This window comes from Stappia sp. TSB10P1A, from assembly GCF_900185725.1.
GTDB lineage: Bacteria > Pseudomonadota > Alphaproteobacteria > Rhizobiales > Stappiaceae > Stappia.
In genome coordinates this window covers 135106-161597 of sequence record NZ_FYAU01000016.1, presented here as the reverse complement: position 1 = coordinate 161597, position 26492 = coordinate 135106, and the positions used below count along the sequence as shown (strand labels likewise).

21 protein-coding genes are annotated in these 26492 nt (G+C 67.5%); 13 read left to right on the top strand and 8 right to left on the bottom strand.

The window, feature by feature from the left end:
- Positions 1–130: 130 nt before the first annotated feature.
- The 3 genes from TSB10P1A_RS05685 to moaB all read right to left on the bottom strand — a co-directional run bounded on the left by TSB10P1A_RS05685 (position 131) and on the right by moaB (position 2778).
- Positions 131–364, bottom strand: coding sequence for a hypothetical protein (locus TSB10P1A_RS05685; RefSeq protein ID WP_186386937.1), 234 nt, complete (start codon positions 362–364; stop codon positions 131–133).
- Positions 365–1132: 768 nt separating this feature from the next.
- Positions 1133–2101 (bottom strand): MBL fold metallo-hydrolase, encoded by a 969-nt coding sequence (locus TSB10P1A_RS05680; RefSeq protein WP_186386936.1) that lies wholly within the window; start codon positions 2099–2101, stop codon positions 1133–1135.
- 119 nt (positions 2102–2220) lie between these two features.
- Positions 2221–2778, bottom strand: a complete 558-nt coding sequence (moaB, locus tag TSB10P1A_RS05675; RefSeq protein ID WP_186386935.1) for a molybdenum cofactor biosynthesis protein B — start codon at positions 2776–2778, stop codon at positions 2221–2223.
- A gap of 142 nt (positions 2779–2920) precedes the next feature.
- On the opposite strand from moaB, the gene TSB10P1A_RS05670 reads away from it, so the two are divergent.
- The 3 genes from TSB10P1A_RS05670 (at position 2921) to TSB10P1A_RS05660 (ending at position 6633) form a co-directional block, all read left to right on the top strand.
- Positions 2921–3601, top strand: coding sequence for a ceramidase domain-containing protein (locus TSB10P1A_RS05670; RefSeq protein ID WP_186386934.1), 681 nt, complete (start codon positions 2921–2923; stop codon positions 3599–3601).
- A 58-nt stretch (positions 3602–3659) separates the two neighbouring features.
- Positions 3660–5963 (top strand): NADP-dependent malic enzyme, encoded by a 2304-nt coding sequence (locus TSB10P1A_RS05665; protein WP_186386933.1) that lies wholly within the window; start codon positions 3660–3662, stop codon positions 5961–5963.
- 112 nt (positions 5964–6075) lie between these two features.
- A complete protein-coding gene (locus TSB10P1A_RS05660) occupies positions 6076–6633 on the top strand; it encodes a flavodoxin domain-containing protein (RefSeq protein WP_186386932.1) in 558 nt (185 codons plus the stop codon).
- Between the two features lie 35 nt (positions 6634–6668).
- Here TSB10P1A_RS05660 and TSB10P1A_RS05655 read toward each other — a convergent pair whose 3' ends face one another.
- Positions 6669–8348 (bottom strand): electron transfer flavoprotein-ubiquinone oxidoreductase, encoded by a 1680-nt coding sequence (locus tag TSB10P1A_RS05655; protein WP_186386931.1) that lies wholly within the window; start codon positions 8346–8348, stop codon positions 6669–6671.
- A gap of 128 nt (positions 8349–8476) precedes the next feature.
- On the opposite strand from TSB10P1A_RS05655, the gene TSB10P1A_RS05650 reads away from it, so the two are divergent.
- The 3 genes from TSB10P1A_RS05650 (at position 8477) to TSB10P1A_RS05640 (ending at position 10652) form a co-directional block, all read left to right on the top strand.
- Positions 8477–9511, top strand: a complete 1035-nt coding sequence (locus TSB10P1A_RS05650; protein ID WP_244292998.1) for a uracil-DNA glycosylase family protein — start codon at positions 8477–8479, stop codon at positions 9509–9511.
- An 87-nt stretch (positions 9512–9598) separates the two neighbouring features.
- On the top strand, positions 9599–10450 hold the full coding sequence (locus TSB10P1A_RS05645) for a S49 family peptidase (RefSeq protein WP_186386930.1): 852 nt from the start codon (positions 9599–9601) through the stop codon (positions 10448–10450).
- A 16-nt stretch (positions 10451–10466) separates the two neighbouring features.
- Positions 10467–10652 carry a hypothetical protein gene (locus tag TSB10P1A_RS05640; protein ID WP_186386929.1) on the top strand — a complete coding sequence of 62 codons (186 nt, stop codon included), beginning with the start codon at positions 10467–10469 and terminating at the stop codon, positions 10650–10652.
- Between the two features lie 88 nt (positions 10653–10740).
- On the opposite strand, the gene TSB10P1A_RS05635 is transcribed toward TSB10P1A_RS05640, so the two are convergent.
- Positions 10741–11124, bottom strand: coding sequence for a hypothetical protein (locus tag TSB10P1A_RS05635; protein WP_186386928.1), 384 nt, complete (start codon positions 11122–11124; stop codon positions 10741–10743).
- A gap of 266 nt (positions 11125–11390) precedes the next feature.
- Here TSB10P1A_RS05635 and TSB10P1A_RS05630 point away from each other — a divergent pair, with 266 nt between their 5' ends.
- From TSB10P1A_RS05630 to glyS, 4 genes are all read left to right on the top strand, one after another.
- On the top strand, positions 11391–12338 hold the full coding sequence (locus TSB10P1A_RS05630; RefSeq protein ID WP_186386927.1) for a glycine--tRNA ligase subunit alpha: 948 nt from the start codon (positions 11391–11393) through the stop codon (positions 12336–12338).
- A gap of 131 nt (positions 12339–12469) precedes the next feature.
- On the top strand, positions 12470–13027 hold the full coding sequence (locus TSB10P1A_RS05625) for a LemA family protein (RefSeq protein WP_186386926.1): 558 nt from the start codon (positions 12470–12472) through the stop codon (positions 13025–13027).
- Between the two features lie 13 nt (positions 13028–13040).
- Positions 13041–14984, top strand: a complete 1944-nt coding sequence (locus tag TSB10P1A_RS05620; protein ID WP_186386925.1) for a DUF2207 domain-containing protein — start codon at positions 13041–13043, stop codon at positions 14982–14984.
- 118 nt (positions 14985–15102) lie between these two features.
- A complete protein-coding gene (gene glyS, locus TSB10P1A_RS05615; protein WP_186386924.1) occupies positions 15103–17169 on the top strand; it encodes a glycine--tRNA ligase subunit beta in 2067 nt (688 codons plus the stop codon).
- Positions 17170–17260: 91 nt separating this feature from the next.
- On the opposite strand, the gene TSB10P1A_RS05610 is transcribed toward glyS, so the two are convergent.
- Positions 17261–18502, bottom strand: a complete 1242-nt coding sequence (locus TSB10P1A_RS05610; RefSeq protein ID WP_186386923.1) for an MFS transporter — start codon at positions 18500–18502, stop codon at positions 17261–17263.
- 594 nt (positions 18503–19096) lie between these two features.
- Between TSB10P1A_RS05610 and nadA the strand changes: the two genes are divergently transcribed.
- From nadA to nadC, 3 genes are all read left to right on the top strand, one after another.
- Positions 19097–20152 (top strand): quinolinate synthase NadA, encoded by a 1056-nt coding sequence (nadA, locus tag TSB10P1A_RS05605; RefSeq protein ID WP_244293008.1) that lies wholly within the window; start codon positions 19097–19099, stop codon positions 20150–20152.
- A gap of 124 nt (positions 20153–20276) precedes the next feature.
- The gene (locus tag TSB10P1A_RS05600) at positions 20277–21902 is read left to right on the top strand and encodes an L-aspartate oxidase (protein WP_186386921.1); all 1626 of its coding nucleotides are present in this window, start codon (positions 20277–20279) and stop codon (positions 21900–21902) included.
- Positions 21902–22771: a carboxylating nicotinate-nucleotide diphosphorylase gene (nadC, locus tag TSB10P1A_RS05595; RefSeq protein WP_186386920.1), complete on the top strand. Its 870-nt coding sequence runs from the start codon at positions 21902–21904 to the stop codon at positions 22769–22771. Before TSB10P1A_RS05600 ends, nadC begins: the two co-directional genes overlap by 1 nt.
- Before the next feature lie 10 nt (positions 22772–22781).
- Here the strand turns inward: nadC and TSB10P1A_RS05590 are convergent, their stop codons facing one another.
- Positions 22782–24647, bottom strand: coding sequence for a GGDEF domain-containing protein (locus tag TSB10P1A_RS05590; RefSeq protein ID WP_186386919.1), 1866 nt, complete (start codon positions 24645–24647; stop codon positions 22782–22784).
- A 446-nt stretch (positions 24648–25093) separates the two neighbouring features.
- Entirely contained in the window at positions 25094–26371 is a 1278-nt protein-coding gene (locus tag TSB10P1A_RS05585) for a cell wall hydrolase (protein ID WP_208987015.1), read from the bottom strand.
- Positions 26372–26492 lie beyond the last annotated feature (121 nt).

Below are 26492 nucleotides of genomic sequence, written 5' to 3'. Positions count from 1 at the left end.
CGATACTCGGAACATAACAGGAACAAATGGACCTGGGAAGCGGGCAGGCGAGACGTGTCGGGGGCAGACGGCAGATCGCCCCGTTTCCGGCAGGGGAAACAGGGCGACCGGGCAGGAAGAGGGAGCGGTGTCAGCCGCCGCTGCTCTCGAGCAGGACCGTGTACTCGGCCTCGGAGAGCACGCCATTGCCATCGGCATCGGCGGCGGCGAAGGCCTCCTCGGTGACATTCGGCAGCACGGCGATCACCTCGCTGAAGGTCAGGTCGCCGCTCTGGTCGAGATCGGCCGACGCGAAGGACGTGTCCTGAGCGTAAGCGGAGCCGGAAAAGGTCAGAGCCGCAAGGGCGATGAGCAACTTCTTCATGATATTGGCCTCCGTGAGCATTCAGTATTCGGTGCCGCAGGTCTTGGTCTGTTGGCGCCGGTGGCGGCGTCGTGCCGTCCACGAGGCAAAAACTGGAAGCCCATCTTGGCTCGTCCGCGGTGTATGCAGGGTTATTTCGGGGAAAAAACATGGCATAACGAAGATGTGACCGGAATGTGAGCAGAAAAGCCGCGCCGTTATGAGGGGAATCGGGCGAAAATTGGATGAGATACTTTGTGTTACTTAGGTAGATAAAGCATTGTTGAAAATGTCAGGCCGATGCGAGGGCTGTTGCCTTCCGCCCCAGTGGCAGCGCTGAGGTCGGAACGGGATCGGTTGGGGCTACAGAGTGAGGAGAGATCGCGCCTTTTGGTCAGTCCGTCACCCCGGCCGCGCGCAAGCGCGCGCCGGGGACCATTCGTTCCCGGAGCGGGTGCGAGGACACGCCGTGCCCCCACGGCATTGCCTCACCCATGCGGTCCTCCACGCGCTCCGCCCCCTCCTTCGTCCTCCCGGCTCGGCGCTGCGCCTTGCCCGGGAAGACGCCCGGGAAGACGCAAGGAGAGGGTGGAGCGACAAACACCCACTGAGGGTGCCAATGGTTCCCGGCTCTCCGGCTTCGCCTTTGGCCGGGATGACAGCCTGTGGGCGAGGCGCCGGCCTGTGCATCGTTTCCGCCGGTCCTGCCCCCCCAGCCCGCCCCGGCTCGGCGCGGTGCGCCGTCCGGGAGGGCCAAAGGGGTGGCGAAGGGCGCCGGCGAGCGTCTGCTCAGAGAGCGAACTGATAGGCGGCCGGCAGCCAGCGATAGCTCTCGCCGCTCGCCTGGACATAGCCGAGCGCCGGGAAGGGCATGTGATAGCCCGTCACCGGGATCCTGTCGGCTGCGACCATGTCGAAGACGCGCTTGCGGGTCGCCGCCGCCTTCTCCTTGTCCATGTCGAAGCGGACATGCCAGTCGGGACGCTGGATCGAGGCGACGAAATGGTTGGCGACGTCGCCCCAGATCAGCAGCCGCTTGCCGCCGCTCTCCACATGGAAGGACAGGTGCCCCGGCGTGTGGCCGGACGTGTCGATGCCGGTGATGCCGGAGACGACCTCGCCGCCGTCGCCGATGAAGGTCATGTTTTCGGCAAATGGCGTCACGTTGGAGCGCACCAGCGTTGCGACGCGCTCGGTCGGCCCGGACAGGCGCTCCTCGGCGGACCAGAAGTCGTATTCGGCCTGACCGGCGACATAGCGGGCGTTCGGATAGGCCGGCGCATCGCCGGTCATCAGCCCGCCGATGTGATCCGGGTGCATGTGGGTCAGCACGACGATGTCGACCTGCTCGGGCGTGTAGCCGGCCGCGGCAAGCTGGGCGGTCAGCGTGCCGGCATCGCCGCCAAGGCCGGTGTCGAAGAGGACGAGTTGCGCGCCGGTGTTGACGAGAACCGGCGTGAAGCCGTTGACCATCTTGTCGGACGGCAGGTTGTTCGCGTCGAGCAGTTCGGCGACCGCCGCCGCCTCCTGATTCTCGCCGAAGATCGGATGCGGCCCGTCCATCGCGCGCGCGGCGTCCAGCAGGGTGGTGACCTCGAAGTCGCCGAGCTTGATGCGGTTGAAGGTGGGGCCGGCGGCGCCGAGCATCGGCGCTTCGGCGCGCACGCGCACGCTGCCGGAGACGATGGCGGGGGCGGCAAGAGCGGTGACGGCGGCGCCGGTCAGCAGCGTCCTGCGGTTGAGGCTGAGTTCGATCATGTCCGTAAACCCTCCCATTGATCCCAAGGCTCCCCAGCGGCACTTAGGCCCGCCGGGCATGACGGAAAGCGGCGCTCACGCATCCGTGAAGAGGATGCGTGGATCCGCGGCCCCGCGTCTCACGCCTCGCGCAGCTTGCCGCGCTTCAGATGCTCGTCGAGCCGAGGCATGATCTCGACGAAGTTGCAGGGCATGTGCCGGTAGTCGAGCTGCCACTTGAGGATGCCGTCCCAGGCATCCTTGCAGGCGCCCGGCGAGCCGGGCAGCACGAAGACATAGGTCGCGCGGATGACGCCGCCGGTCGCCCGCGACTGGATGGTCGAGGTGCCGATCTTGTCGTAGGAGATGCGGTGGAAGACTTCGGAAAAACCGTCCATTGTCTTCTCGAACAGCGGCTCGATCGCCTCCGGCGTGACATCGCGGCCGGTGAAGCCGGTGCCGCCGGTGGTGATCACCACGTCGACATCGGGCGAGGCGGTCCAGGCGCTAACCACGGCGCGGATCTTCTCCACGTCGTCGGTGACGATGGCGCGGTCCGCCAGGCGGTGGCCGGCCTCCTCGATCCGCGCGGCAAGGGTGCTGCCGGAGCGGTCCTCCTCCAGCGAGCGGGTGTCGGAGACGGTGAGGACGGCGATGTTGAGCGGAACGAAGGGACGGCTGTCATCAATGCGATGCATCGGCGTGATGATCCTCGTGGAGCGCAGGGCCCTGCCCTGAGGCGATGGTTGCTATTTGCCCGCAAGGATAGGGCGGGTCACACTCGGGCGCCAGCGAGGACCGACTGGCAGGGGACCGGTGGGGCGGCACGAGGAGCGGACGATGGACTGGACGAGACCGATCAATGCCTATTGCGAGCGGCTGGGACCGGAATTCTGGGCCGAGCCGGTCAACGCGGTGACCAACGGCGCCTTCCTGATCGCCGCCCTTTTCGCCTGGCTGCTGTGGCGGCGCAGGGCGCCGGGCGATGCCGGGGTGCTGTTTCTGGTCGTGGTGGTCGCCGTGGTCGGCATCGGCTCCTTCCTGTTCCACACCTTCGCCAATCGCTGGTCGGCGCTGGCCGACGTGGTGCCGATCGCGGTCTTCATCTACGCCTATTTCTTCCTGGCGATGCGGCGCATCCTCGGCCTCGGCCTCGGCTGGTCGATCGGGGCGACGCTGGCCTTCCTCGCCGCCAGCTACGGCGTGGCGCCGCAGCTCTCCGGGGTCCTCGGATCCTCCGCCGGCTATGCACCGGCCGCGCTCGCCATCTTCGGCGTTGCCGCCCTTGCAGCGCGGCGCTGCCCGCCGGCCAGCGCGCCGCTGGCGCTTGCGGGCACGGTTTTCGTGATTTCGCTTGCTTTCAGAATGAGCGATATCCCATTTTGCCCGTCTTTCCCTTTGGGAACGCATTTCGTATGGCATTGCCTGAACGCGCTGGTCCTGTACCTGCTGATTCGCATCCTCGTCCTGTTCGCGCCGCTCGCCCGCGCCGCCGAGCCGGGGGGCGCGAGGGGCGGGTGACCGCCGCGGACCGGATGTGCCAGCGGACCCGCCGCCTGCCAGCCTTAAGTGGATCGCGATGACCGAGAAAAAAACCGATACCCTGCCCGCCAACGATCTCGATGAGGCCGCGCTCTACTATCACCGCCATCCGCGCCCGGGAAAGCTGGAGATCCAGGCGACCAAGCCGCTCGGCAACCAGCGCGACCTGGCGCTGGCCTATTCGCCCGGCGTCGCCGCGCCCTGCCTGGAGATCGCCCGCGATCCCTCGCTTGCGGCCGAATACACCGCGCGCGCCAATCTCGTCGGCGTCGTCTCCAACGGCACGGCGGTGCTGGGGCTCGGCAATATCGGGCCGCTGGCCTCCAAGCCGGTGATGGAAGGCAAGGCGGTCCTCTTCAAGAAGTTTGCCGGCATCGATGTCTTCGATATCGAGGTGAACGAGCTCGATGTCGACAAGTTCGTCGACGCGGTCGCCGTGCTCGAGCCGACCTTCGGCGGCATCAACCTGGAGGACATCAAGGCCCCCGAATGCTTCATGATCGAGCGCGCGTTGCGCGAGCGGATGAACATTCCGGTCTTCCATGACGACCAGCACGGCACGGCGATCATCGTCGGCGCCGCCGTCAAGAACGCACTGGAGCTTGCCGGCAAGGACATCGCCAAGGTCAAGATCGTCGCCTCCGGCGCGGGGGCGGCGGCGCTCGCCTGCCTCAATCTGCTGGTCTCGCTCGGCGCCTCGCGGGAGAACATCTTCGTCACCGACATCGAGGGCGTCGTCTACAAGGGCCGCGAGACCCTGATGGACGAGTGGAAGGCGCTGTTCGCGCAGGAGACCGACGCGCGCACGCTGGCCGAGGTGATCCCCGGCGCCGATGTCTTCCTCGGCCTGTCCGCCGCCGGCGTGCTGAAGCCGGAGATGGTCGCGGCGATGGCCGCGCGGCCGCTGATCCTGGCGCTGGCCAATCCCAAGCCGGAGATCATGCCGGAGGCCGCGCTCGCTGTGCGCGACGACGTGATGATGTGCACCGGCCGCTCGGACTATCCGAACCAGGTCAACAACGTCCTGTGCTTCCCCTATATCTTCCGCGGCGCGCTGGATGTCGGCGCCACCACGATCAACGAGGAGATGAAGCTCGCCGCCGTTGCCGCGATCGCCGAACTCGCCCGCGAGGAGCCCTCGGAAGTGGCCGCGCGCGCCTATGGCGGCGTCTCCGAGACCTTCGGCCCGAAATATCTGATCCCCTCGCCCTTCGACCAGCGGCTGATCCTGCGCATCGCCCCGGCAGTGGCGCGGGCGGCGATGGAGACCGGCGTCGCGGTGCGCCCGATCGAGGATTTCGACGCCTATCACGACCGGCTGAACCGCTTCGTCTTCCGCTCCGGCCTGATCATGAAGCCGATCATCGCGGCGGCGCGCGCCAGCGAGACGCGGATCATCTATTCCAACGGCGAGGACGAGCGCGTGCTGCGCGCCGCGCAGGTGCTGCTGGAGGACCGGCTGGCGCGGCCGATCCTGATCGGCCGCCCCTCGGTGATCGAGAGCCGCTGCGAGCGCTTCGGCCTGAAGATCCGGCCGGGCCGCGACTTCGAATGCACCAATCCGGAAGACGATCCGCGCTACCGCGACTATGTCGACACGCTGTTCTCGCTGATCGGCCGGCGCGGCGTCACGCCGGAGGCCGCGCGCACCATGGTGCGCTCCAACACCACGGTGATCGGCGCGCTGGCGCTGCACCGGGGCGAGGCCGACGCGCTGATCTGCGGCCTGGAGGGGCGCTATTCCAAGCACCTGGCCGATGTGCGCGGCATCATCGGCAATGCGCCGGGCGTGCAGGACTTCTCCGCCCTGTCGCTGCTGATCAACTCGAACGGCGCGACCTTCTTCACCGACACCTATGTGACGGTCGATCCTTCGGCGCGCGAGATCGCCGAGACGACGATGCTGGCGGCCGAGGAAATCCGCCGCTTCGGCATCACGCCGCGCGCAGCGCTGCTGTCCGCCTCGAACTTCGGCTCGCGCGACATGGCCTCGGCCGACAAGATGCGCGCGGCCCTGGACCTGCTCAAGGAGATGGTGCCGGACCTGGAAGTCGACGGCGAGATGCATGGCGACAGCGCCCTGTCGCTGGCCATGCGCGGCCGGGTGATGCCGGATTCGCGGCTGACCGGAGAGGCGAACCTTTTGGTCTTCCCCTCGCTTGATGCCGCCAATATCGCGCTCAACCTGGTGAAGGTGATGACGGACAGCCTGCATGTCGGCCCGATCCTGCTGGGAACGGCCAAGCCGGTGCATATCCTGACGCCGTCGGTGACCTCACGCGGCGTCGTCAACATGTCCGCCTTCGCCGCCGTGGAGGCGCTGACGCGAAATCGCGCCTGACGGCGCGATTTCCTTTGCCGGCTTTGTCATGATCGTGTTGACTTCCGTCATGAAAGCTTCGTCCGGCTGATGCATCCTGCCATGTCTGACGCGGCGCTGCAGGATGGACGGAATGGCACATTTCCTCGTGGTCTATGCCACGACCGAGGGACAGACCCGCAAGATTGCCGAGCGGGTGGCCGCAAGGCTGAAGGGCGCGGGGCACAGCGTGACGTTGGTCGACGCCAAGGCGGCGGCTTCGCTGGAGCTCGGCTCCTTCGACGCGGCGGTGCTCGCCGCCTCCCTGCATGTCAGCCGGCATCAGCCCGAAATGCTCGACTTCATCCGCCGGCAGCGGGCGCGGCTGGAGAGCGTCCCGACCGCCTTTGTCTCCGTCAGCCTGTCCGCCTCCTCGCAAAAGGCGGAGGACATCGACAATGCCCGCGAGGCGGTAGAAGTGATGTTCGACGATCTCGACTGGGAGCCGACGCGCCTGCATCTTGCCGCCGGCGCCGTGCGCGACCGGCAGATGGGGTTTCTCAAGCGCTGGGTGATCCACCGCATCCTGCGGCAGAAGGGCGTCGAGATGGACCCGTCCGGCGAGATGGAGTTCACCGACTGGCCGGCGCTGGACGCATTCATCGACGGCTTCGTCGAGGAGGCGCTGGCGGCGGGCAGGGGATTTGCCTGAGGGCATCCCCTGCCTGCACTTGGTATCGAACGCCCTTACATGTTCGGGTAGTTCGGGCCGCCCGCGCCTTCCGGCACCGTCCAGGTGATGTTCCGGTTCGGGTCCTTGATGTCGCAGGTCTTGCAGTGGACGCAGTTCTGCGCGTTGATCTGGAAGCGCGGGGCGTCCTCGCCTTCCTCGATCCACTCATAGACGCCGGCCGGGCAGTAGCGGTTCGACGGACCGGCATAGACATCGTGCTCCGATGCCTTCTGCAGCGCCATGTCCTTCACCTTGAGGTGGATCGGCTGGTCTTCCTCGTGATTGGTGTTCGACAGGAACACCGAGGAGAGCTTGTCGAAGGACACCTTGCCGTCCGGCTTGGGATAGGCGATCGGGCTGTGCCTTGCCGCCGGCTCCAGGCTCTCCGAATCCCGCTTGCCATGCGAGACGGTGCCGAACAGGGAGATGCCGAACAGCTCGTTGGTCCACATGTCGAAGCCGCCGAGCATGGTGCCGAGCAGCGTGCCGAAGCGCGACAGCAGCGGCTTGACGTTGCGGACCTTCTTCAGGTCCTTGCCGATCTCGCTTGCGCGCCAGGCAGCGTCGTAGCCGGTAAGCTCGGCATTCGCCTCGCCGCGGCCGAGCGCGGCCATGATCTCCTCCGCCGCCAGCATGCCGGACAGCATCGCGTTGTGCGATCCCTTGATGCGCGGCACGTTGACGAAGCCGGCGGAACAGCCGATCAGCAACCCGCCGGGGAAGGAGAGCTTGGGCACCGACTGGAAGCCGCCCTCGGTGATGGCGCGCGCGCCATAGGAAATGCGCTTGCCGCCCTCGAAGGTCTCGCGGATCGCCGGATGGGTCTTGAACCGCTGGAACTCCTCGAACGGGGCGAGGTAGGGGTTCTTGTAATTGAGGTGGACGACGAAGCCGACCGCGACCTGGTTGTCTTCGAGGTGATAGAGGAACGAGCCGCCGCCGGTCCGGTTGTCGAGCGGCCAGCCGAAGCTGTGCTGGACGAGGCCCGGCCGGTGCTTCGACGGGTCGACCTGCCACAGTTCCTTGATGCCGATGCCGAATTTCGGCACGTCGGAATGCGCATCGAGATCGAAGCGGGCGATCAGCTCCTTGGCGAGCGAGCCGCGCACGCCCTCGGCGATGAGCACATATTTGCCGCGCAGCTCCATGCCGCGGGTGAAATTGGCGTTGGGCTTGCCGTCGCGGCCGATGCCCATGTCGCCGGTGGCGACGCCGACCACGGCGCCGGTGTCGTCATAGAGCACTTCGGCGGCGGCAAAGCCCGGATAGATCTCGACGCCGAGCGCCTCCGCCTTGCCGGCGAGCCAGCGGCAGACATTGCCGAGCGAGACGATGTAGTTGCCGTGATTGTTCATCAACGGCGGCATCATGATGTTCGGCAGCCGCATGGAGCCCGCGGGACCCAGCACCAGGAAGTGGTCGGCAGTCACCGGCGTCTTGAACGGCGTGTCCGCCTCCTCGCGCCAGCCCGGCAGCAGCCTGTCAACGCCGATCGGATCGACCACCGCGCCCGACAGGATGTGGGCGCCGACCTCGGAGCCCTTTTCCAGCACGACGACGGAGAGCTCCTCGCCCTTTTCCTCGGCGATCTGCTTGAGCCGGATGGCCGCCGACAGTCCCGCCGGTCCGGCGCCGACGATGACGACGTCGAATTCCATGCTTTCGCGTTCGCCAAGCGTCTCCGTGTCGCTCATGCCTCTCTCCCTCTCGTGCCGCGTGCCTCGGTCTCAGCGTTTTCTGTTTAGTGCAGCGCGAAAGGCGCCGCAATGTCGATAAGCCAATGGCTGTCATATGACGTTTACGTAAGAGGAATATTCCGAACGTGTCGCTCGCCGTCAAGGCGGGAACGATTGCGCTGCCGGGAGCGATGCGGCACAACAGCCGCATGGAACCCGCAGACCCGACAGACCGCAGGCACGACGATGGCCCGTCCGCGACGGTGGCCGAGGGCGAGCGCAAGGTCTCCTCGGCGCTCGAGGCGCTGCTCGATTTCTACATCTCTGCCGGCGCCGACGGATGGCTGGAACTGGAGCCCTCCGACGCCTTCGCCCTGTCCGAGACGGTGCCCGCCGCGCGCGCAGCGCCGGCCGGAGTGCCGGCTGCCCCAACTGCCGGGCCCGCTGCGCGGCAGATGCCGCCCCAGTCTCAGCCGCCCCAGTCTCAGCCACCGATGCGGGCGCCGGCAGCTCCCGCACAAGGTGCAATGGCGGCCGGTGCCGCCGTCGTGCCGGGAGACGAGGTGGTCGTTGCCGCCCGCGAGGCCGCCCGCACGGCGGCGACGCTGGACGCGCTGCGCGAGACGCTGTCCCGCTTCGACGGCTGCAACCTCAAGCTTACCGCCAAGTCGCTGGTCTTCGCCGACGGGCCGGCCAATGCGCGGGTGATGTTTGTCGGCGAGGCGCCGGGCCGGGAGGAGGACGCGCGCGGTCTGCCCTTTGTCGGGCGTTCCGGCCAGTTGCTCGACCGCATGCTGGAGGCGATCGGCCTGGCGCGCGGCGAGGTCTATATCACCAATGTCGTGCCCTGGCGCCCGCCGGGCAACCGCACGCCGAGCCCGCAGGAAACCGAGATCTGCAAGCCCTTCGTGCTGCGCCAGATCGAGCTGGTGCAGCCGAAGGTGCTGGTGTTCCTGGGCGGAGCCTCGGCCAAGGCGCTGACCGGCGTGCAGGACGGCATCCTGCGGCTGCGCGGCCGCTGGCTCGACCTGCCGCTGGGACCGGCCGCGCAAGGCGCGACGATCCGTGCCGTTGCGACGCTGCATCCGGCCTATCTGCTGCGCAGCCCGGTGCAGAAGCGCTATGCCTGGCGCGATTTCCTGGCGATCCGGGCGGCTCTCGACGAGGCCTCCGGCACCTGACGGCGGCTCTTTTATCGCCGCATCGCAGACCTATATGCCGAAGACACAGGTATTTCAGCCAGACCACTCAGAGCCCGAGGACACCCCTTGTTCGACAGACTCCGCAAGCACCTTCCCGGAAAATGGGGCGATGTCCCGACCACCGTCCCGGTGCTGCGCCTTCAAGGTGCCATCGGCATGGCCTCGCCCCTGCGGCCGGGCCTGTCGCTGGCAACGGCCGCGCCGCTGATCGACAAGCTGTTCGCCTTCGACGGGCCGGCGGTGGCGCTGGTGGTCAATTCGCCGGGCGGTTCGCCGGTGCAGTCGCGGCTGATCCATGACCGCATCCGCCAGCTTGCCGGCGAGAAGAAGAAGGAGGTGCTGGTCTTCGTCGAGGACGTGGCGGCCTCCGGCGGCTACATGCTCGCCCTGGCCGGCGACGAGATCATCGCCGACGAGAGTTCCATCGTCGGCTCGATCGGCGTCGTCTCGGCGAGTTTCGGCTTCGCCGAGGCGATCGCCCGTCTCGGCATCGAGCGCCGGGTCCACACGGCCGGGGAGAACAAGGCGATCCTCGATCCCTTCCGCCCCGAGCGCGAGGAGGATGTGCGGCATCTCAAGGCGATCCAGCAGGAGGTGCACGAGAGCTTCATCGCCCTGGTCCGCAGGCGGCGCGGCGATGTGCTGTCCGAGACGCCCGACCTGTTCTCCGGCCTGTTCTGGACCGGCACCACGTCGCGCGACCTTGGCCTTGTCGACCGCATCGGCGATATTCGGTCGGTGCTGCGCGAACGCTTCGGCGAGAGCGTGCGGATGCGGCTGATCGGGGCACCGCGCTCGCTGTTCGCGCGGCGTCAGGGGGTGGGTGTCGAGATCGGCGCCGGCCTGGCGCAGGGATGGGCGGACGAGGCGATCGGTGCGCTGGAACAGCGCGCGCTCTGGGCCCGCTTCGGACTGTGAGGATCGGGAGGACGGGATGGTCAATGTGATCGCGGCGGCGGGCCTCGCCATTGGTGGCTATCTGCTGATACGCGCGGTGCGGCGCGAAATCGCCCGTGTCGAGCGCCGGGTGTCGGAGGCGGCCCGACGGACGGGCGGCGAACTGCCGGCAAAGACGCTGGAGCAGGATCCGGAGACGGGGCGCTACCGCCCCAAGGACTGACGGTAAGGCAAACGACAGGGGCCGCGATCGGATCGCAGCCCCCTGCCGGTCGTTGTCAGGCGTCTGATATCTGCGTCGAAGCCCGATCCTAGCGATGGGTCGAGATGACGCCCATCACCGCGCGCGGGCAGCTCGACTGCACGATGACCGTGCCGTTCGGATAGACGTAGCGCGTCGTGCTGCAGGTCTCGTTCTCGACGATGGGCCGCCGGTACGGCCGCCCGTTCGGATTGTTGGGCACATGCGTCACCGCGGCGGCGGGCGACGATTTCATGCAGCTCCGCGTGGCGCAGAGAATGACGCCGTCCGCGGGTTCCTGGTGGCTCCACACGCGGCCGCCCGAGGGATCGGATCCGCTCGACGTGCCGCCCTGTCCATTGTTGTTCTTGGCATGGGCCATGTCGCCGGTGGCCATCAGGGCGATCGCCAGGGTGGCGAGGCCGGCCATTGCAAGAGTGCGAAGTTTCAACATGATTCAATCCTCCGAGTGTCGGGCCGGGGACCATCCCCGGCGTCCGGTCCTCGATGGCGCGGGATTTATCTTCCTCCTCTATCGTCATCGCCCCATGAGAATGACGTAACGGGAGCTGAGGCGATGTGACCCCGGACACAGTTTGCAGCCTTGGGCGAAACCGGCGGATCTAGGCACTTCCGCACCTTGACGGCACCGGGTGTTGATGGCACCTGTCGCCCGGGCCCTGCCGGGCCAATCCATTCTTGCATTCAAGGACGACGCAGATGACGAGCGAAACGGTGCCGGCGCATATGCGGCCCGAGAACTCCTTCCAGGGGTTGATCCTGACGCTGCAGCGGTTCTGGGCGGATCAGGGCTGCGTCGTGCTGCAGCCCTATGACATGGAAGTCGGCGCCGGCACGTTCCACCCGGCGACGACCCTGCGCTCTCTCGGCCCGCGCCCGTGGAAGGCGGCCTATGTGCAGCCCTCGCGCCGGCCGACCGACGGCCGCTATGGCGAGAACCCGAACCGGCTGCAGCACTATTACCAGTTCCAGGTGATCATGAAGCCGTCGCCGGAGAACCTGCAGGACCTGTACCTGCGCTCTCTTTATGCCATCGGCCTCGATCCCTCGCTGCATGACGTGCGCTTCGTCGAGGACGATTGGGAAAGCCCGACGCTGGGCGCCTGGGGGCTCGGCTGGGAGTGCTGGTGCGACGGCATGGAAGTGTCGCAGTTCACCTACTTCCAGCAGGTGGCGGGCTTCGAATGCGCGCCGGTCGCCGGCGAGCTGACCTATGGCCTGGAGCGTCTCGCCATGTATATCCAGGGGGTCGATAACGTCTACGACCTCAACTACAACGGCCGCGAGGGCGCCGAGAAGGTGACCTATGGCGACGTCTTCCTGCAGGCCGAGCAGGAATATTCGCGGCACAATTTCGAGCATGCCGACACCGCCATGCTGTTCCGCCACTTCGAGGACGCGGAACGCGAGTGCCGCGCCATTCTCGCCGCCGGCGCCGCCGCCAGGACCAACGTCCACCAGATGGTGCTGCCGGCCTACGACCAGTGCATCAAGGCGAGCCACGCGTTCAACCTGCTGGACGCGCGCGGCGTGATCTCCGTCACCGAGCGGCAGAACTACATCCTGCGGGTGCGCGAACTCGCCAAGGCCTGCGGCGCCGCCTTCCTGGAGACGGAAGCGGGCGGAGTGGGCTACGCTCCCGCGTGAGACCGGGCCGGACGGGGAGACAAACACCCGGCCGGTGACCTGCGTCACATCTCCCGGCGTCGTCGCGGTTTCCACTGCGGCCGGCTTGCAGTAGCGTAAGCGCCAATCGTGACCGGAGAGGGTGTCGCCTGATGGCTACCTGGATCGTGCTCGGCCTGATCGTCCTGATCGGCCTTTATCTCGTCTATCTCTACAATGATCTGGTGCGGAAGCGGCAGATGGTGCGCGAGGGCTGGAGCGGCATCGACGTGCAGCTCAAGCGCCGCTCCGACCTGATCCCCAATCTGGTGGAGACGGTGAAGGGCTACGCGACGCACGAGCGGGCGGCGCTGGAGGCGGTCACCGAGATGCGGGCGAGGGCGGCGGGCATCGACCGCAACGACGTCGCCGGCCGGGCGCAGGCGGAAGGGCTGCTGTCGCAGGCGCTGGGGCGGCTGTTCGCCGTCGCCGAGGCCTATCCGGACCTCAAGGCGAGCGACAATTTCCGCGAGCTTCAGGCGTCGCTGGAGAAGGTCGAGGAAGCCCTGCAGATGGCCCGCCGCTACTACAACGGCGCGGTGCGCGCCCTCAACGTGGTGGTCGAGAGCTTCCCCTCCAACCTGGTCGCCAGCCGTTTCGGCTTCACCCAGGAGCCGTATTTCGAGATCGAGGATCCCGCCGACCGGGCGGTGCCCAAGGTCAGCTTCTGAGGGCGCCGCGACCATGCGCGCCCTCTCTCTCCTCAACGCCCTGGCCGCATCGCTGGTCCTGGCGGTCCTGCTGCTCGCCCCCGCGACCGTGCGGGCCGACGAACGCATCCTCGCCTTCAACGCCACGGTGGAGGTCGCCCCGGACGGCGAACTGACCGTCACCGAGTCGATCCGGGTTCGCGCCGAAGGCAATCAGATCCGCCGCGGCATCTATCGCGACATTCCTCTCGTCTTCGAGACGGCGGACGGGCGCCGCGCCCGGGCCGGGTTCGATCTCGTCTCGGTGACCCGCGACGGCGAGGAGGACGGCTATTCGGTCAACCGCGGCGGCAGCGGCGTGCGCATCTATATCGGCCACGAGGATGTTTTCCTGCAGCCGGGCATCTACACCTACACCATCGTCTACCGCACGGACCGGCAGATCAGGTTCTTCGAGACCCATGACGAGGTCTATTGGAACGCCACCGGCAACGAGTGGGGCTTCCCGATCGACCGCGCGGTGGCGCGCGTCGTGCTGCCGAGCGGGGCGACCGTCTCGGACTACGCCGCCTATACCGGCGCCTATGGCGCCACCGGGCGGGACGCCACTGCCCGCGTCGAGGACGGCGGCGGCAGCGTGCTCTTCGTCGCGACGCGGCCGCTTGCGCCGCGCGAGGGGCTGACCGTCGTCGTGGAGATGCCCAAGGGAGTGGTGGCGCCGCCGACCGCGCAGCAGGAATTCGGCTACTTTCTCCAGGATCATCTCGGCGAGATCCTTGGCGGCATCGGCCTGGTGCTGGTGTTCGGCTATTATTTCTGGGCCTGGTGGCAGGTCGGCCGCGATCCGCCGAAAGGCGTGATCTTTCCGCGTTTCGAGGGACCGGAGGGCATCTCGCCGGCCCTGTCCAACTACATCGCGCGCAAGGGCTTCGGCGACGAGGGCTGGCGGGCGCTGTCCGCCGCCTGTCTCAGCCTGGCGGTCAAGGGCAAGCTGGTTCTGGACGACCTCGCTGGCGACCTGACGATGATCCGCCCGGCAGCGGCGCGCGGCGACTACGCCGACCTGCCCAGCGGCGAGAAGGCGATCGCCCGCTGGCTCGACAAGCGCGGCGGCGACTTCACCGTCTCCAAGGCCAACGGCACCTCGGTCCAGTCGCTCGGCAAGGCCTTCCGCGGCGCCATCGAGGGCGAGAACCGCAATCGCTACTACAAGGCCAACAGCGCCTATCTGATCCCCGGCGTGGTCCTGTCGGTCATCACCATCTTCGTTCTTCTCGTCTTCGGCAGCCTCACCGAGGACCAGGTCGCCCTGATGGCCCCGATCTTCATGGTGACCTTCATGGGCGTCCTGTTCGCCGTCCATATCGGCCAGAGCATGCGCCGCTCGCGCGGGGTGACCGTGCGCATCGCCTTCATCTTCATCGTCTTCGCCATCATCACCATGGGGCATCTGACGGTCTCCGCATTGCTGCTGCAGACGCTGGGAGACATCCCGCCGCTGGCGCTCGTCGCCGTGGCGCTGCTGGCGGTGAACTTCCTGTTCTACTTCCTGATCGGCGCGCCGACGGCGCTCGGCCGCAGCGTGATGGACGAGATCGAGGGCCTGAAGATGTATCTCCAGGTCGCCGAGAAGGACCGGATGAACATGCAGGGCGCGCCGGAGATGAGCCCCTCGCATTTCGAGACGCTGCTGCCCTATGCGGTCGCCCTCGATGTCGAGAAACCCTGGTCGAAGGCGTTCGAGGCCTGGCTTCTCACCGCCGCCGGGGCGGCTGTCGCCGCCTCCTATGCGCCGAAATGGTATTCCGGGCGCAGTTTCGACACGCGCAACATCGCCGGCACGCTCGGCAAGAGCGTCGGGGCGATGTCGTCGACCTTCACCTCCTCGCTGCCGGCACCGAAGTCGTCGAGCTCCGGCGGCGGCGGTGGCGGCTTCTCGGGCGGTGGCGGCGGCGGTGGCGGCGGCGGCGGCTGGTAGGCCCCGCCCATGCTCTGACAGCTCGCGCGGGGGGTGACTTTTTCCCCCGCTCTTGCTAACGGACGCGCAACAGTCCTGGCCGCCGCGTTCCGGCGGCGCAACCATTCGAGACCTCCCGATGCCCGATCTTCTCCTGGAGCTTTTCAGCGAGGAAATTCCCGCCCGCATGCAGCGCCGCGCGGCCGAGGACCTGAAGTCGCTGGTGACCAATGCGCTGGTCGATGCGGGTGTCACCTATGAGGGCGCCAAGGCGTTTTCGACGCCGCGCCGGCTGACGCTGCATATCGCCGGGCTGACGGCGGGGTCGAAGCCGACCCGCGAGGAGCGCAAGGGCCCGCGTGTCGGCTCGCCGGAGAAGGCGCTGGAAGGCTTCCTGCGCGGCGCGGGGCTCGCCTCCATCGACGAGGCGCAGGTCGTCTCCGATCCGAAGAAGGGCGACTTCTATGTCGCGGTGATCGAAAAGCCCGGCCGCGCCACCGCAGACATCATCGCCGAGGCGATGCCCGGCATCATCCGCAATTTCCCCTGGCCGAAGTCGATGCGCTGGGGCGCCGGGCAGCTTCGCTGGGTGCGCCCGCTCCACTCCATCGTCGCGACCTTCGGGCCGGAGACCGAGGAGCCGGAAGTGGTCCCCTTCGAGATCGACGGCATCGTCTCGTCCAACACGACGCGCGGCCACCGCTTCCTTTCGCCGGACGCTTTCGAGGTGCGGCGGCTGGACGACTATGCCGACAAGCTGGAAAAGGCCAAGGTCGTGCTCGATGCCGACCGGCGCAAGGACATCATCGTCAACGACGCGCGCAACCGCGCCATGGCGCTGGGTCTGGAACTGGTCGAGGACGAGGGGCTGCTGGAGGAAGTGGCGGGCCTGGTGGAATGGCCGGTGGTGCTGGTCGGCAGCTTCGACGAGGCGTTCCTGGACCTGCCCGACGAGGTCATCCGCCTGACCATCCGCGCCAACCAGAAGTGCTTCGTGCTGCGCGATCCGGCAACCGGCCGCCTGTCGAACCGCTTCGTCGCCGTGTCCAACATCGTTGCCTCGGACGGCGGCGCGACGATCATCGCCGGCAACGAGAAGGTGATCCGCGCCCGCCTGTCGGACGCCCGCTTCTTCTGGGAAACCGACCTCAAGGCGCCGCTGGAAAGCCGGCTGCCGAAGCTCGACAGCGTCGTCTTCCACGAGAAGCTCGGCACGCAGGGCGCGCGGGTGAACCGCCTCGAGGCGCTGGCGCGCGAGATCGCGCCGCTGGTCGGAGCCGATGTGGAGAAGGCGGCGCGCGCCGCCCGTCTCGCCAAGGCCGATCTGCCGACGCAGATGGTCTACGAGTTCCCCGAGCTGCAGGGCCAGATGGGCCGCACCTATGCGGAGCGGCAAGGCGAGGACGCCTCTGTCGCCCGCGCCATCGAGGAGCATTACAAGCCGCAAGGCCCGTCCGACGCGGTGCCGACCGATCCGGTTGCCGTCGCCGTGGCGCTCGCCGACAAGCTCGACCTCTTGACCGGCTTCTGGGCCATCGACGAGAAGCCGACCGGCTCGAAGGATCCCTTCGCCCTGCGCCGCGCCGCACTCGGCGTGATCCGCATCGTGCTGGAGAACGGGCTGCGGCTGTCGCTGTCCAGGCTTCTTGTCCGCGCGAATGCCGCGATGGCGGAGGCCGGCGGCGACCTTCTCGCCTTCTTCGCCGACCGGCTGAAAGTGCATCTGCGCGAGCAGGGCGCCCGTCACGACCTCATCGACGCGGTTTTCGCGCTGGAGGGGCAGGACGACCTGTTGATGGTGGTGCGCCGGGTCGAGGCGCTGGGTGCGTTCCTCGCCACCGAGGACGGCGCGAACCTCCTGGCCGGCACCAAGCGCGCGGCCAACATCCTGCGCGCCGAGGAGAAGAAGGACGGCGTTGTCATTTCCGGCGCGCCGCATGCCGATCACCTGGCCGAGCCGGCGGAGATCGCCCTGGCGGCGGCCATCGACACGGCGCGCGCCGAGATCCGCTCCGCGCTGTCGCGCGAGGACTTTGCCGGTGCGATGACGGCGCTGGCCGGCCTGCGCGCGCCGGTCGACCGGTTCTTCGACGACATCCTGGTCAATGCCGAGGATGCGAACCTGCGCCTCAACCGCCTGCGGCTGCTCGCCGAGATCCGCGAGGCGACCCGCGAGGTCGCCGACTTCTCGAAGATCGCCGGCTGACACGGCAGGCACTGCAAAACGACAAAGGGCGCGGAACCGGCAGGTCCCGCGCCCTTTCGTGTGTCGTGGAGGTGATGCGGTCCCGCCTGCCTTACTGGGCGGGTGCGCCGGCCAGCCGCGCGACCGGCTCTTCCTTGATCGGCCAGTGAACGATGGCGGCGAAGAGGCCGAGCGCGATGCCGAGATACCAGATCACGTCATAGGAGCCGGTCTGGTCGTAGAGCCGGCCGCCGAGCCAGACGCCGAGGAACGAGCCGATCTGGTGCGAGAAGAACACGAAGCCGAACAGCGTCGCCATGTAGCGCGGGCCGAACATCACCGCGACGAGGCCCGAGGTCGGCGGCACGGTGGAGAGCCACAGGAAGCCCATCGTGCCGGCGAAGATCAGCACGCTCAGCGGCGTTGCCGGCGCCATCAGGAACAGGGTGATGGCAATCGCCCGGCCGAGATAGATCAGCGACAGGAAATAGGGCTTGGACCAGCGCCCGCCGATATAGCCCGAGGCCAGCGCCCCGAAGACGTTGCACAGGCCGATCAGCGCGATGGCGATGGCGCCCCATTTCGGGTCGAGGCCAAGGTCGGCGATATAGGGCGGCAGGTGCACGGTGATGAAGGCGACGTGGAAGCCGCAGACGAAGAAGCCGAAGGTCAGCAGGATGAAGCCGCGGGTGCGGAAGGCCTCGGCAATCGCCTCGGTGAGCTTCTGGTCGGCAATGGCCGAGCCCGGCACATAGGCGGCCGGCTTGCCCTTCAGCGCCACGGCCAGGAACGGGATCAGCAGCATCAGCCCGGCCAGCACATAGAGGCTGTCGTGCCAGCCGAGCCCGTCGATAAGGCCTTGGCTGAGCGGGGCGAACAGGAACTGGCCGAAGGAGCCGGCCGCCGTGCCGATGCCGAAGGCGAGCGAGCGGCGCTGCGGCGTGACGGAGCGCCCGAAGGCGGCGAGCACCAGCGAGAAGGACGAGAAGGCGACGCCGAGGCCGATCATCACGCCGCCGGCGACATGCAGCAGCAGGGGGCTTTCCGCCTGGGCCATCAGCAACAGGCCGAGCGTGTAGACGATGCCGCCGAAGGCGAGCGTGCGCGCCGTGCCGAACCGGTCGGCGACCATGCCGGCGACCGGCTGCGCCGCGCCCCAGACGAGGTTCTGGATGGCCAGCGCCAGCGCGAAGATCTCGCGCGACCAGCCGCGCGCCTCGGTCATCGGGGCGAGGAACAGGCCGAGCGCGGAGCGCGGGCCGAAGCTGAGCAGGGCGATCAGGCAGCCGCAGAGGATGATCAGCGGCAGGTTGACGGACGCCTTGGGAAGCGGGGCGGAGACGGGGGACGTCATGACGGGGGTCCTGAGATCGGCGGCCCGGCTGGACCGGGCCCGGCTGACAGTTTGATCGCGACTATGGAGGAAGCCGCCCATGTCGAAAAGTGAAAGATCTTTGCGCTTTGCATTTACGGCGTGAATGAGTTGGGGGCGGTCGGATGCGATCCGGCAGTCAAGGTCCGTAAGGTCTCCGTCCTCGGCACGGAGACCTCTCCCGGCTTCCGCGCCCGGTTTGCCGTCCGGAGGATGGTCGCCGGCCGCCTGTCGGCCCCGGCTGCGACAATTCGGTCCATCGCCGCATCCGTGCCGCAAGTCTTTGCGGAAAATGGGCTTTCCGGATTTGTCCGACAAAAAGCCGGCTTCTCATCAACAAACGCGTTGGCAAGCGCGTCCGGCACGCCTATATATGCGCCAAGAGAGCATAAGCGTCGGCTAAGGCCGCGTTTTTTAAACACCAGTTTATGCTCAAGTTGAGCAAAACGACATTCGTCCGGCCGAAAGGCCAATGGATGTCAGGCCGCTCGGTAGGGGGCGGGTGTCGCGGCGGTGCCGCAGCCCGGATGAAGTCAGGAGGTCGCCATGGCCACCATCGCACTCGATATCGGCAGCATGTCCGGATGCTCGACCGCCGCACCCGCAAGGGCCAGCGGCTATTCGATGCTGCCGCGTCCTCATCTTGCCTATACTGCGGAAGTCGCCGAGGCGACCGCGCCGATCTATGAGAAGGTCCGCCACCTGATCCCCGAGATCGAGTGGCCGGTGCTGGCGCCGGTGATCCATGAGATCAACCGCCTCAAGAAGGAGCGCAACGCCGTCATCCTCGCCCACAACTACATGACGCCGGAGATCTTCCACGGCGTTTCCGACATCGTCGGCGACAGCCTGGCGCTGGCGAAGGAAGCGGCGAAGACCGACGCGGACGTGATCGTCCAGTGCGGCGTCCACTTCATGGCCGAGACGGCGAAGATCCTCAATCCGGACAAGACGGTGCTGATCCCGGACATGAAGGCGGGCTGCTCGCTGGCCGAGTCGATCACCGCCGCCGATGTGCGGGCGCTGCGCGAGAAGCACCCGGGCGTGCCGATCGTCACCTATGTCAATACCTCGGCCGACGTGAAGGCCGAATGCGACATCTGCTGCACCTCGGCCAATGCGGTGCAGGTGGTGGAGAGCCTCGGCGCGCCGCGCGTGCTGCTGATCCCCGACCAGTATCTGGCGGCGAATGTCGCGCGGCAGACCGATGTCGAGATCCTGACCTGGGCCGGCGCCTGCGAGGTGCATGAGCGCTTCACGGCGGCGGAGCTGCGCGAATATCGCGAGATCGAGCCGAGCGTGAAGATCATCGCCCATCCGGAATGCCCGCCGGAGGTGGTCGACGAGGCCGATTTCACCGGCTCCACCGCCGGCATGATCGACTGGGTCAAGACCAACCGGCCGGAGAAGGTGATGCTGGTCACCGAGTGCTCGATGGCCGACAACATTGCCTCGGAGACGCCGGGTGTCGATTATGTGCGGCCTTGCAACCTGTGCCCGCACATGAAGCGCATCACCCTGTCGAAGATCCTCGACTGCCTGCTGGAAATGCGGGATGAGGTCACGGTCGATCCGCAGGTTGCCACCCGCGCACGCCGTGCGGTCGAGCGGATGATCAACCTCAAGAGCTGATCGCCGGTCGAACGGCAACTGAGACGGTGCCGGGCGCTTGGCGTCCGGCAGCGCCGCGTGGCGGCCCGCCCCGACCGTCGTTCCTCCGGCTGCCGCCCGGCAGCCGGTCTTCCGGACGAAATTCATGACGTCGCCACGTCCCGTGACTTCCCATATCGACGATGTCGTCATTCTCGGCGGCGGCCTGACCGGCCTGTTCTGCGCCCTGAAACTGGCGCCGCGCCCGGTCACCATCCTCTCCGCCTCGCCCATCGGCGAGGGCGCCTCCTCCGCCTGGGCGCAGGGCGGCATTGCCGCAGCCGTCTCCGACGAGGACAGCGCGGCCGCCCATGCCGCCGACACGATCGCCGTCGGCGGCGGGCTGTGCGAGGAAAAGATCGTCCGCCTGATGACCGAGGAGGCCGGCGACCGGGTTCGCGACCTGCTCGGCTATGGCGTTCCCTTCGACATGGACCTGGAGGGCCGCCTGCAATTGTCGCGCGAGGCCGCCCACTCGATGAACCGCATCGTGCGCGTGCGCGGCGACATGGCCGGCCGGGCGATCATGGACGCGCTGGTGGCGGCGGTGCGCAAGACCCCGTCGATCCGGGTGGTCGAGGGCTATCTCGGCGAACAGCTTCAGCATGAAGGACGCATCGTCACCGGCGTGCTCGCCCGCCGGCGCGGCGACCGCGAGCGCCTGGCGTTTCCCGCGCATGCGGTGGTGCTGGCCTCCGGCGGCATCGGCCATCTCTACGCCGTCACGACCAATCCGCCGGAGGCCAACGGCCAGGGCCTCGCCATGGCTCTCAATGCGGGGGCGGTGATCGCCGACGCCGAATTCGTGCAGTTTCATCCGACCGCGCTCAATGTCGGCCGCGATCCGGCGCCGCTCGCCTCCGAGGCCCTGCGCGGCGAGGGCGCGACGCTGATCAATGCCGATGGCCGCCGCTTCATGGCGGAGGTTCCCCTCAAGGATCTGGCGTCGCGCGATGTGGTGGCGCGCGCCGTCTTCGCGGAGAACCTTGCCGGGCGCGGGGCCTTTCTCGATTGCCGCGAGGCGATCGGCGAGAGTTTCGCGGACCGCTTTCCGACCGTCCATGCGGCCTGCCTTGAGGCCGGCATCGACCCCGTCCGCCAGCCGATCCCGGTGGCGCCGGCCGAGCACTATCACATGGGCGGCGTGCTGACCGACGCCAACGGCCGCACCTCGCTGGACAATCTCTGGGCGGCCGGCGAAGTCGCCTCGACCGGCGCCCATGGCGCCAACCGGCTGGCCTCCAACTCGCTGCTGGAGACGGTGGTCTTCGCCGCGCGCGTCGCCGAGGACATCCAGAACCAGATGCCCAACCCGCGCACCGCCCACTGGCCCGGCATCGACGACCATATCCAGGAGCCGAGCCGGCGCAACGAGGTGGAGCGCGAGGCGATCAGCCTGCTGCGGCGGACCATGGCCGACGGGGTCGGCGTCGTTCGCACGGCCGAGGGCCTGACGGCGGCACTCGCCGTGATCGATGCGCTCGAGACCCGCTGCACCCGCCGCTCGATCCGCAACATGATGACCGCCGGCAAGACGGTCGCCGCGGCGGCGCTGCTGCGGCAGGAAAGCCGGGGCAGCCATTCGCGCGCCGACTATCCGCAGGAGGATGCGGCCTTCGCCCGGCGCTCCTATCTGACCGCGAGCGATGTCGCGGCCGTCGTGCGCGAGGCGGCGGACAGCGAGATCGGCCGCAAGGCCGTCGCCGCGCTGCCGGCCGGCGGAGAGGGCTGATGGCGGGCACCGCGACCAACCTGCCGGTTCTGCCTGCCCTGATGGTGGAGGATGCCGTGCGCGCCGCGCTGCTGGAAGACTGGGGCAGGGCGGGCGACATCACTGCCCAGGCGACGCTGTCGCCGGAGATCGGCGCAAGAGCGGTCATCGCCGCCCGCCGTCCCGGCCGCCTGTCCGGCCTGGATCTTGCCGCCGCCGCCTTCCGTCTCAGCGATCCGTCGATCGAGGTGGAGCGGCTCGCCCGCGATGGCGACCGGCTGGAGCCGGGGGATGTCGTGATGCGGGTGTTGGGACCTGCGCGCGGCATGCTGTCGGCCGAGCGGGTGGCGCTGAACTATCTCGGCCACCTGTCCGGCGTGGCGACGGCAACGGCCGCGTTCGCCGACCGCATCGCCCACACGAAGGCGCGCATCGTCTGCACCCGCAAGACGACGCCGGGTCTCAGGGCTTTCGAGAAATACGCGGTGCGCTGCGGCGGCGGCGCCAATCACCGCTTCGGGCTGGATGATGCGATCCTGATCAAGGACAACCACATCGCGGTCGCCGGCGGGGTGCGGGACGCCATCGAGGCGTCGCGGCGTTTCGCCGGGCATCTCGTGCGGATCGAGGTGGAGGTCGACACGCTCGACCAGTTGCGCGAGGCGCTTCAGGCGCGTCCCGACGTGGTGATGCTCGACAACATGCCCCCCGAAACGCTGCGCGAGGCGGTCGCCATCGCCGGCGGACGTGTGGTGCTGGAAGCCTCGGGCGGGGTGACCCTCGACACTGTCGCCGCGATTGCCGAAACCGGCGTCGATCTGATCTCGGTCGGCTGGATCACGCATTCCGCGCCGGTGCTCGACCTGGGGCTCGACATCGAGATCGGCTGAACCGCGCGGATTACAGCGCCTCGCGCAGCCTGTCGGCCATCCTGTGAAGGGCCTCGCTGGAGGAGCGATCCTCGCCGTCGGCGCCGAAGCTGGCAACAGTGACGCCGCCGGGCTCGGCCTTTGCCCGGTGCTTGAGCCGGGCGATGTGATTGCTCAGAAGGTCGAGATTCTCGATCGAAAGCCCGGTCGGGATGTGCAGGATGGCGATGGAGCAGGTCAGCAGCGGATAGGTCTGCGACCGTCCCTTGCGGTCTTCGGCCTGGATATAGCCCTGCCGCCGGTGTTCGGGACTGTAGAGGCTCTCGACATTGCGGGCGAATTCGCCGCGCAGATCCGACATCAGACGAAGGGTGCGATCCGGCGACCATTCCTCCAGCCCGACGAAATAGTCGTCGCCGCCGACATGGCCGATAAAGGCGCGCAGCGTGTCGAGCCGGCGCTTCATCAACTCCGAAAACAGGATCAGTGCCCGGTCGCCGATGCGAAAGCCATAGGCGTCGTTGAACGGCTTGAAATTGTCGAAGTCGACATAGCAGAAGGCGCGGTCGCGGGACGGGTCGGCACAGGCGCGCGAGACATAGTCGGAAATCGCCGAATTGCCAGGCAGCTTGGTCAGTGGATTCTGGTCCTGGGCGATCTGCAGGCGAACCTCGTTGGAAATCTTCAGCAGCGAACCGGCGAGCAGGCACCCGGCATAGCGTCCGCCGCGCGTCACCAGCAGCCCGTCGGAGAAGTCGTCAGAACCGAGGTCCACGAGACGGTCGAGCGGCGCGTTGATGTCCGCCACCGCGCAGGGGCGGATGAAGCGGCGCAGGTGGTTGTCGATCGTCGGATTGAGCAGGAGGTCCCGGCCGAAGGAGAGATAGAGGAAGCTCTTGAGGTCCGGTTCGCGGATCAGCCCGCGCGGCTCGCCGGCTGAATTGACCACCGGCAGCACCGTCTGCTGGGGATTGGCCTGGAAGATCTCCAGCGCCTGCGCGACACTGCCGGTCTCAACGATCGCCTCGAGCCTGACCATCTCCCGTTCGAGGAAGTCCCGGTCGACGGACTTGCGCATGTCGGCGCGGTGTGGGCGGTCCGTGGGAACGGCATAGATCGAACGGGCCTCGGCAAGGTCGGTGAACGGGCGGGCGATCACATACCCCTGAACAAGATCGCAGCCGACATCCCGGCAGGCGCGCAGCTCGGACGGTGTCTCGACGCCTTCCGCGACGACGCGGATGCCGAGCACATGCGCCAGTTCCACGACGCTCGACACGAACAGCCGCTTGCGCGCGTCGTTCTGCAGGGCGGTGATGAAGAAGCGGTCGATCTTGAGGATGCCCGGCTCGTACTGGTACAGCACCCGAAGCTGCGAATAGCCCTGGCCGAAATCGTCGAGCGCGATCCCGAAGCCGCGATCGCGCGCCTTGCCGACGAGGCTGCGCAGACCGTCCTGAGCCAGCCGTTCGTGGATCTCCGGGATTTCCAGGCAGATGTTGCCGGGTGAAAGGCCGTAGACCCTGGCCGCCGAGACGGTCGCTTCGAGCATCTCGTCGATCGCGGCGATATTCCTCGCGTCAATGTTGAGGAACAGCTTGATCTTGTCCGAAACGCCCATGCGGGAGAATTTGGCGATCGCCTTGCGCCGCAACAGCGTCTCGATCTCGGCGAGGCATCCGATGTCGGCCGCATGATCGAAAACGTCGCGGGGGGCGCGGAAGCCGAGCTTCTCGACCTGCCTCAGCAGGGCCTCGTAGCCGTAGACCTCGCCCGAATGGATGTCGATGATCGGCTGGAAGGCGTAGTCGAGCGCGGCCTCGGCCTGGGTCATGAAGAGCGGCAGGCTGGGACCGGTACGCCGGTTGCCGGCGATCCCTTCGGCTGTGTCTTTCATTCCGGTTGCCCCTGCCATTCCGGTTGCCCTTGCTCGCTGGCCGTCTTCCAAAGGTTTTCGGATGACCTCGCGGTTCGTGCCCCCGTCGCCGGAGGACGCCGGCGCGATCGCCTCGCGCAGAACCGTGCGGGCCATCAGCCCGTCACGGAGGGAGGACGACTCAGACTGACGCCTGTCCAGTTTGCATGTGGAGGATGACGATATGACTGCGGAAAGCTGTGCGCGTGCATACAGGAGAAACATGAAACCGCCCTCTCCCGGAAATCGATCAATTGAATGGAATTGCGGTCAATGCGCTGGCGCGCCGGAACTGGAAAACGACTTAAGGCAAAATGCTGAACGGAAGCCTGCCGGCGCGCAGCGCGGCAGCCTCGCCGTCTGGATAGCGGGGAAAACGCCGCCGCGCGGCCGGGAAAGCGGGAGGGGGAACGGGCGGGCGGAGCGTATCAGCTCCAGCCGCCACCTTTCGTGCGGTAGAAGATGTGCTGGCCGATCCGCTCCAGCCGCTTCATGTAGCGCGACCAGCGGGGGTTCACATAGGTGGCGTGGTAATGGGTCGAGGCCCCGACCTTTTCCAGGTAGCGCTGCCCGGAGACCGTCTCGCGCGCCACCTTCTGGGCAAGCTCCCACTGCGGCTTCTCGTTGATCACGTCGGGAATGCCGTCGCAGGCGAACGAGAACTGGCAGCGGTTGCGCAGATGCCGGTTCTGGTAGACCACCTTGCAGATGGTCTCCGGATAGGCCGGGTTGCGAACCCGGTTGAGGACGACCTGTGCCACGGCCACCTGACCGTCCAGCGGCTCTCCGCGCGCCTCGAAATAGACGGCCTCGGCCAGGCAGCGCTGCTCCTTGGCGGTGATCACGCTTGCCGGCAAGGCCCGGTCCGCCCACCAGAACGGATCGCTCCTGGCATTGGTCTCGAGCGCCGCTTCGTCTTCCGCGCTCTGCGGCAGGCCGGAGCCGCCCAGCAGCGCCTCGAACGGCGCGCGCACGTTGTCCATGCCCTGCGGCGCATAGGCGCTGGCATAGGAGACGCTCGTCGCGGCAACGTTGCGGGCCATGGCAAGGCGAACGAGGTCGAGCGCCTCGCCCTTCGTCTTGCCCTTGGCGCTGGCCACTGCCGTCGTTTCGGCCGCGGTCGGAAGATTGGGGCGCACGAAGGCGACGTGCGGCAGGTCGGGCTGGCTCTTGGTGCCGATCAGGCTGGCCATCGTGTAGACCGAGCCGGCGGCGACGCCGGTCATCTGGCGGTCCGGAGCGAGCGAGACGAAGCGATCGCCCTTGACCTTGCGGTTGACCGGCGTTTGCGCGGGAGGAGCCTTCGGCGCACTTTCCTTGGCGAAGTTCTCAAGGCCGCGAATGACGGCAGCATCGGTTCCGGGAGCCGCATTGGTCACGGCGTAGTCGGGCGTCTCGGGCGTGCGCCCCTGGGAGGCATCGGCCAGAACGAGGCTGGGCGCGATGCTGCTCGAATGCGGAGCCGCCTCGATGGCGGACATCCAGCGCGGGGCGTTGCCCCGGGTCGCTTCGATGAGGGCGGTGATGTCCTGCTGGGCGATGCCGCCGGTCCAGGCAAGATAGGCGGCCGGCGCGAGAACCGCGAGGCGCCATCGGGCAATCCTGCGGGTCTTGCCGCTCCGGCGCTTGCGCGTCGGGCCGACGTCCCGTGTGAGGAGCCAGCTCGGAACCTGGCGGGGTTCGAATGTCTGCACCGTGCCAGTCATACGCGGCAACTCCGGTCCATGCGGCTATCTGGTCTGAGCGCCGAGCCAGGGGCCGACGCGGGATCGTTCGACTTGATCGTCGCCTTTTAACCTTGAGAGAGGGTTAATAGGGCCGAAACTC

Bases quoted from the DNA above. Each gene is read 5' to 3' on its own strand.
- TSB10P1A_RS05685 (WP_186386937.1), bottom strand. From the start codon at position 364: ATGAAGAAGTTGCTCATCGCCCTTGCGGCTCTGACCTTTTCCGGCTCC.
- TSB10P1A_RS05680 (WP_186386936.1), bottom strand. From the start codon at position 2,101: ATGATCGAACTCAGCCTCAACCGCAGGACGCTGCTGACCGGCGCCGCC.
- moaB (WP_186386935.1), bottom strand. From the start codon at position 2,778: ATGCATCGCATTGATGACAGCCGTCCCTTCGTTCCGCTCAACATCGCC.
- TSB10P1A_RS05670 (WP_186386934.1), top strand. From the start codon at position 2,921: ATGGACTGGACGAGACCGATCAATGCCTATTGCGAGCGGCTGGGACCG.
- TSB10P1A_RS05665 (WP_186386933.1), top strand. From the start codon at position 3,660: ATGACCGAGAAAAAAACCGATACCCTGCCCGCCAACGATCTCGATGAG.
- TSB10P1A_RS05660 (WP_186386932.1), top strand. From the start codon at position 6,076: ATGGCACATTTCCTCGTGGTCTATGCCACGACCGAGGGACAGACCCGC.
- TSB10P1A_RS05655 (WP_186386931.1), bottom strand. From the start codon at position 8,348: ATGAGCGACACGGAGACGCTTGGCGAACGCGAAAGCATGGAATTCGAC.
- TSB10P1A_RS05640 (WP_186386929.1), top strand. From the start codon at position 10,467: ATGGTCAATGTGATCGCGGCGGCGGGCCTCGCCATTGGTGGCTATCTG.
- TSB10P1A_RS05635 (WP_186386928.1), bottom strand. From the start codon at position 11,124: ATGTTGAAACTTCGCACTCTTGCAATGGCCGGCCTCGCCACCCTGGCG.
- TSB10P1A_RS05630 (WP_186386927.1), top strand. From the start codon at position 11,391: ATGACGAGCGAAACGGTGCCGGCGCATATGCGGCCCGAGAACTCCTTC.
- TSB10P1A_RS05625 (WP_186386926.1), top strand. From the start codon at position 12,470: ATGGCTACCTGGATCGTGCTCGGCCTGATCGTCCTGATCGGCCTTTAT.
- TSB10P1A_RS05620 (WP_186386925.1), top strand. From the start codon at position 13,041: ATGCGCGCCCTCTCTCTCCTCAACGCCCTGGCCGCATCGCTGGTCCTG.
- glyS (WP_186386924.1), top strand. From the start codon at position 15,103: ATGCCCGATCTTCTCCTGGAGCTTTTCAGCGAGGAAATTCCCGCCCGC.
- TSB10P1A_RS05610 (WP_186386923.1), bottom strand. From the start codon at position 18,502: ATGACGTCCCCCGTCTCCGCCCCGCTTCCCAAGGCGTCCGTCAACCTG.
- nadA (WP_244293008.1), top strand. From the start codon at position 19,097: ATGTCCGGATGCTCGACCGCCGCACCCGCAAGGGCCAGCGGCTATTCG.
- TSB10P1A_RS05600 (WP_186386921.1), top strand. From the start codon at position 20,277: ATGACGTCGCCACGTCCCGTGACTTCCCATATCGACGATGTCGTCATT.
- nadC (WP_186386920.1), top strand. From the start codon at position 21,902: ATGGCGGGCACCGCGACCAACCTGCCGGTTCTGCCTGCCCTGATGGTG.
- TSB10P1A_RS05590 (WP_186386919.1), bottom strand. From the start codon at position 24,647: ATGAAAGACACAGCCGAAGGGATCGCCGGCAACCGGCGTACCGGTCCC.
- TSB10P1A_RS05585 (WP_208987015.1), bottom strand. From the start codon at position 26,371: ATGACTGGCACGGTGCAGACATTCGAACCCCGCCAGGTTCCGAGCTGG.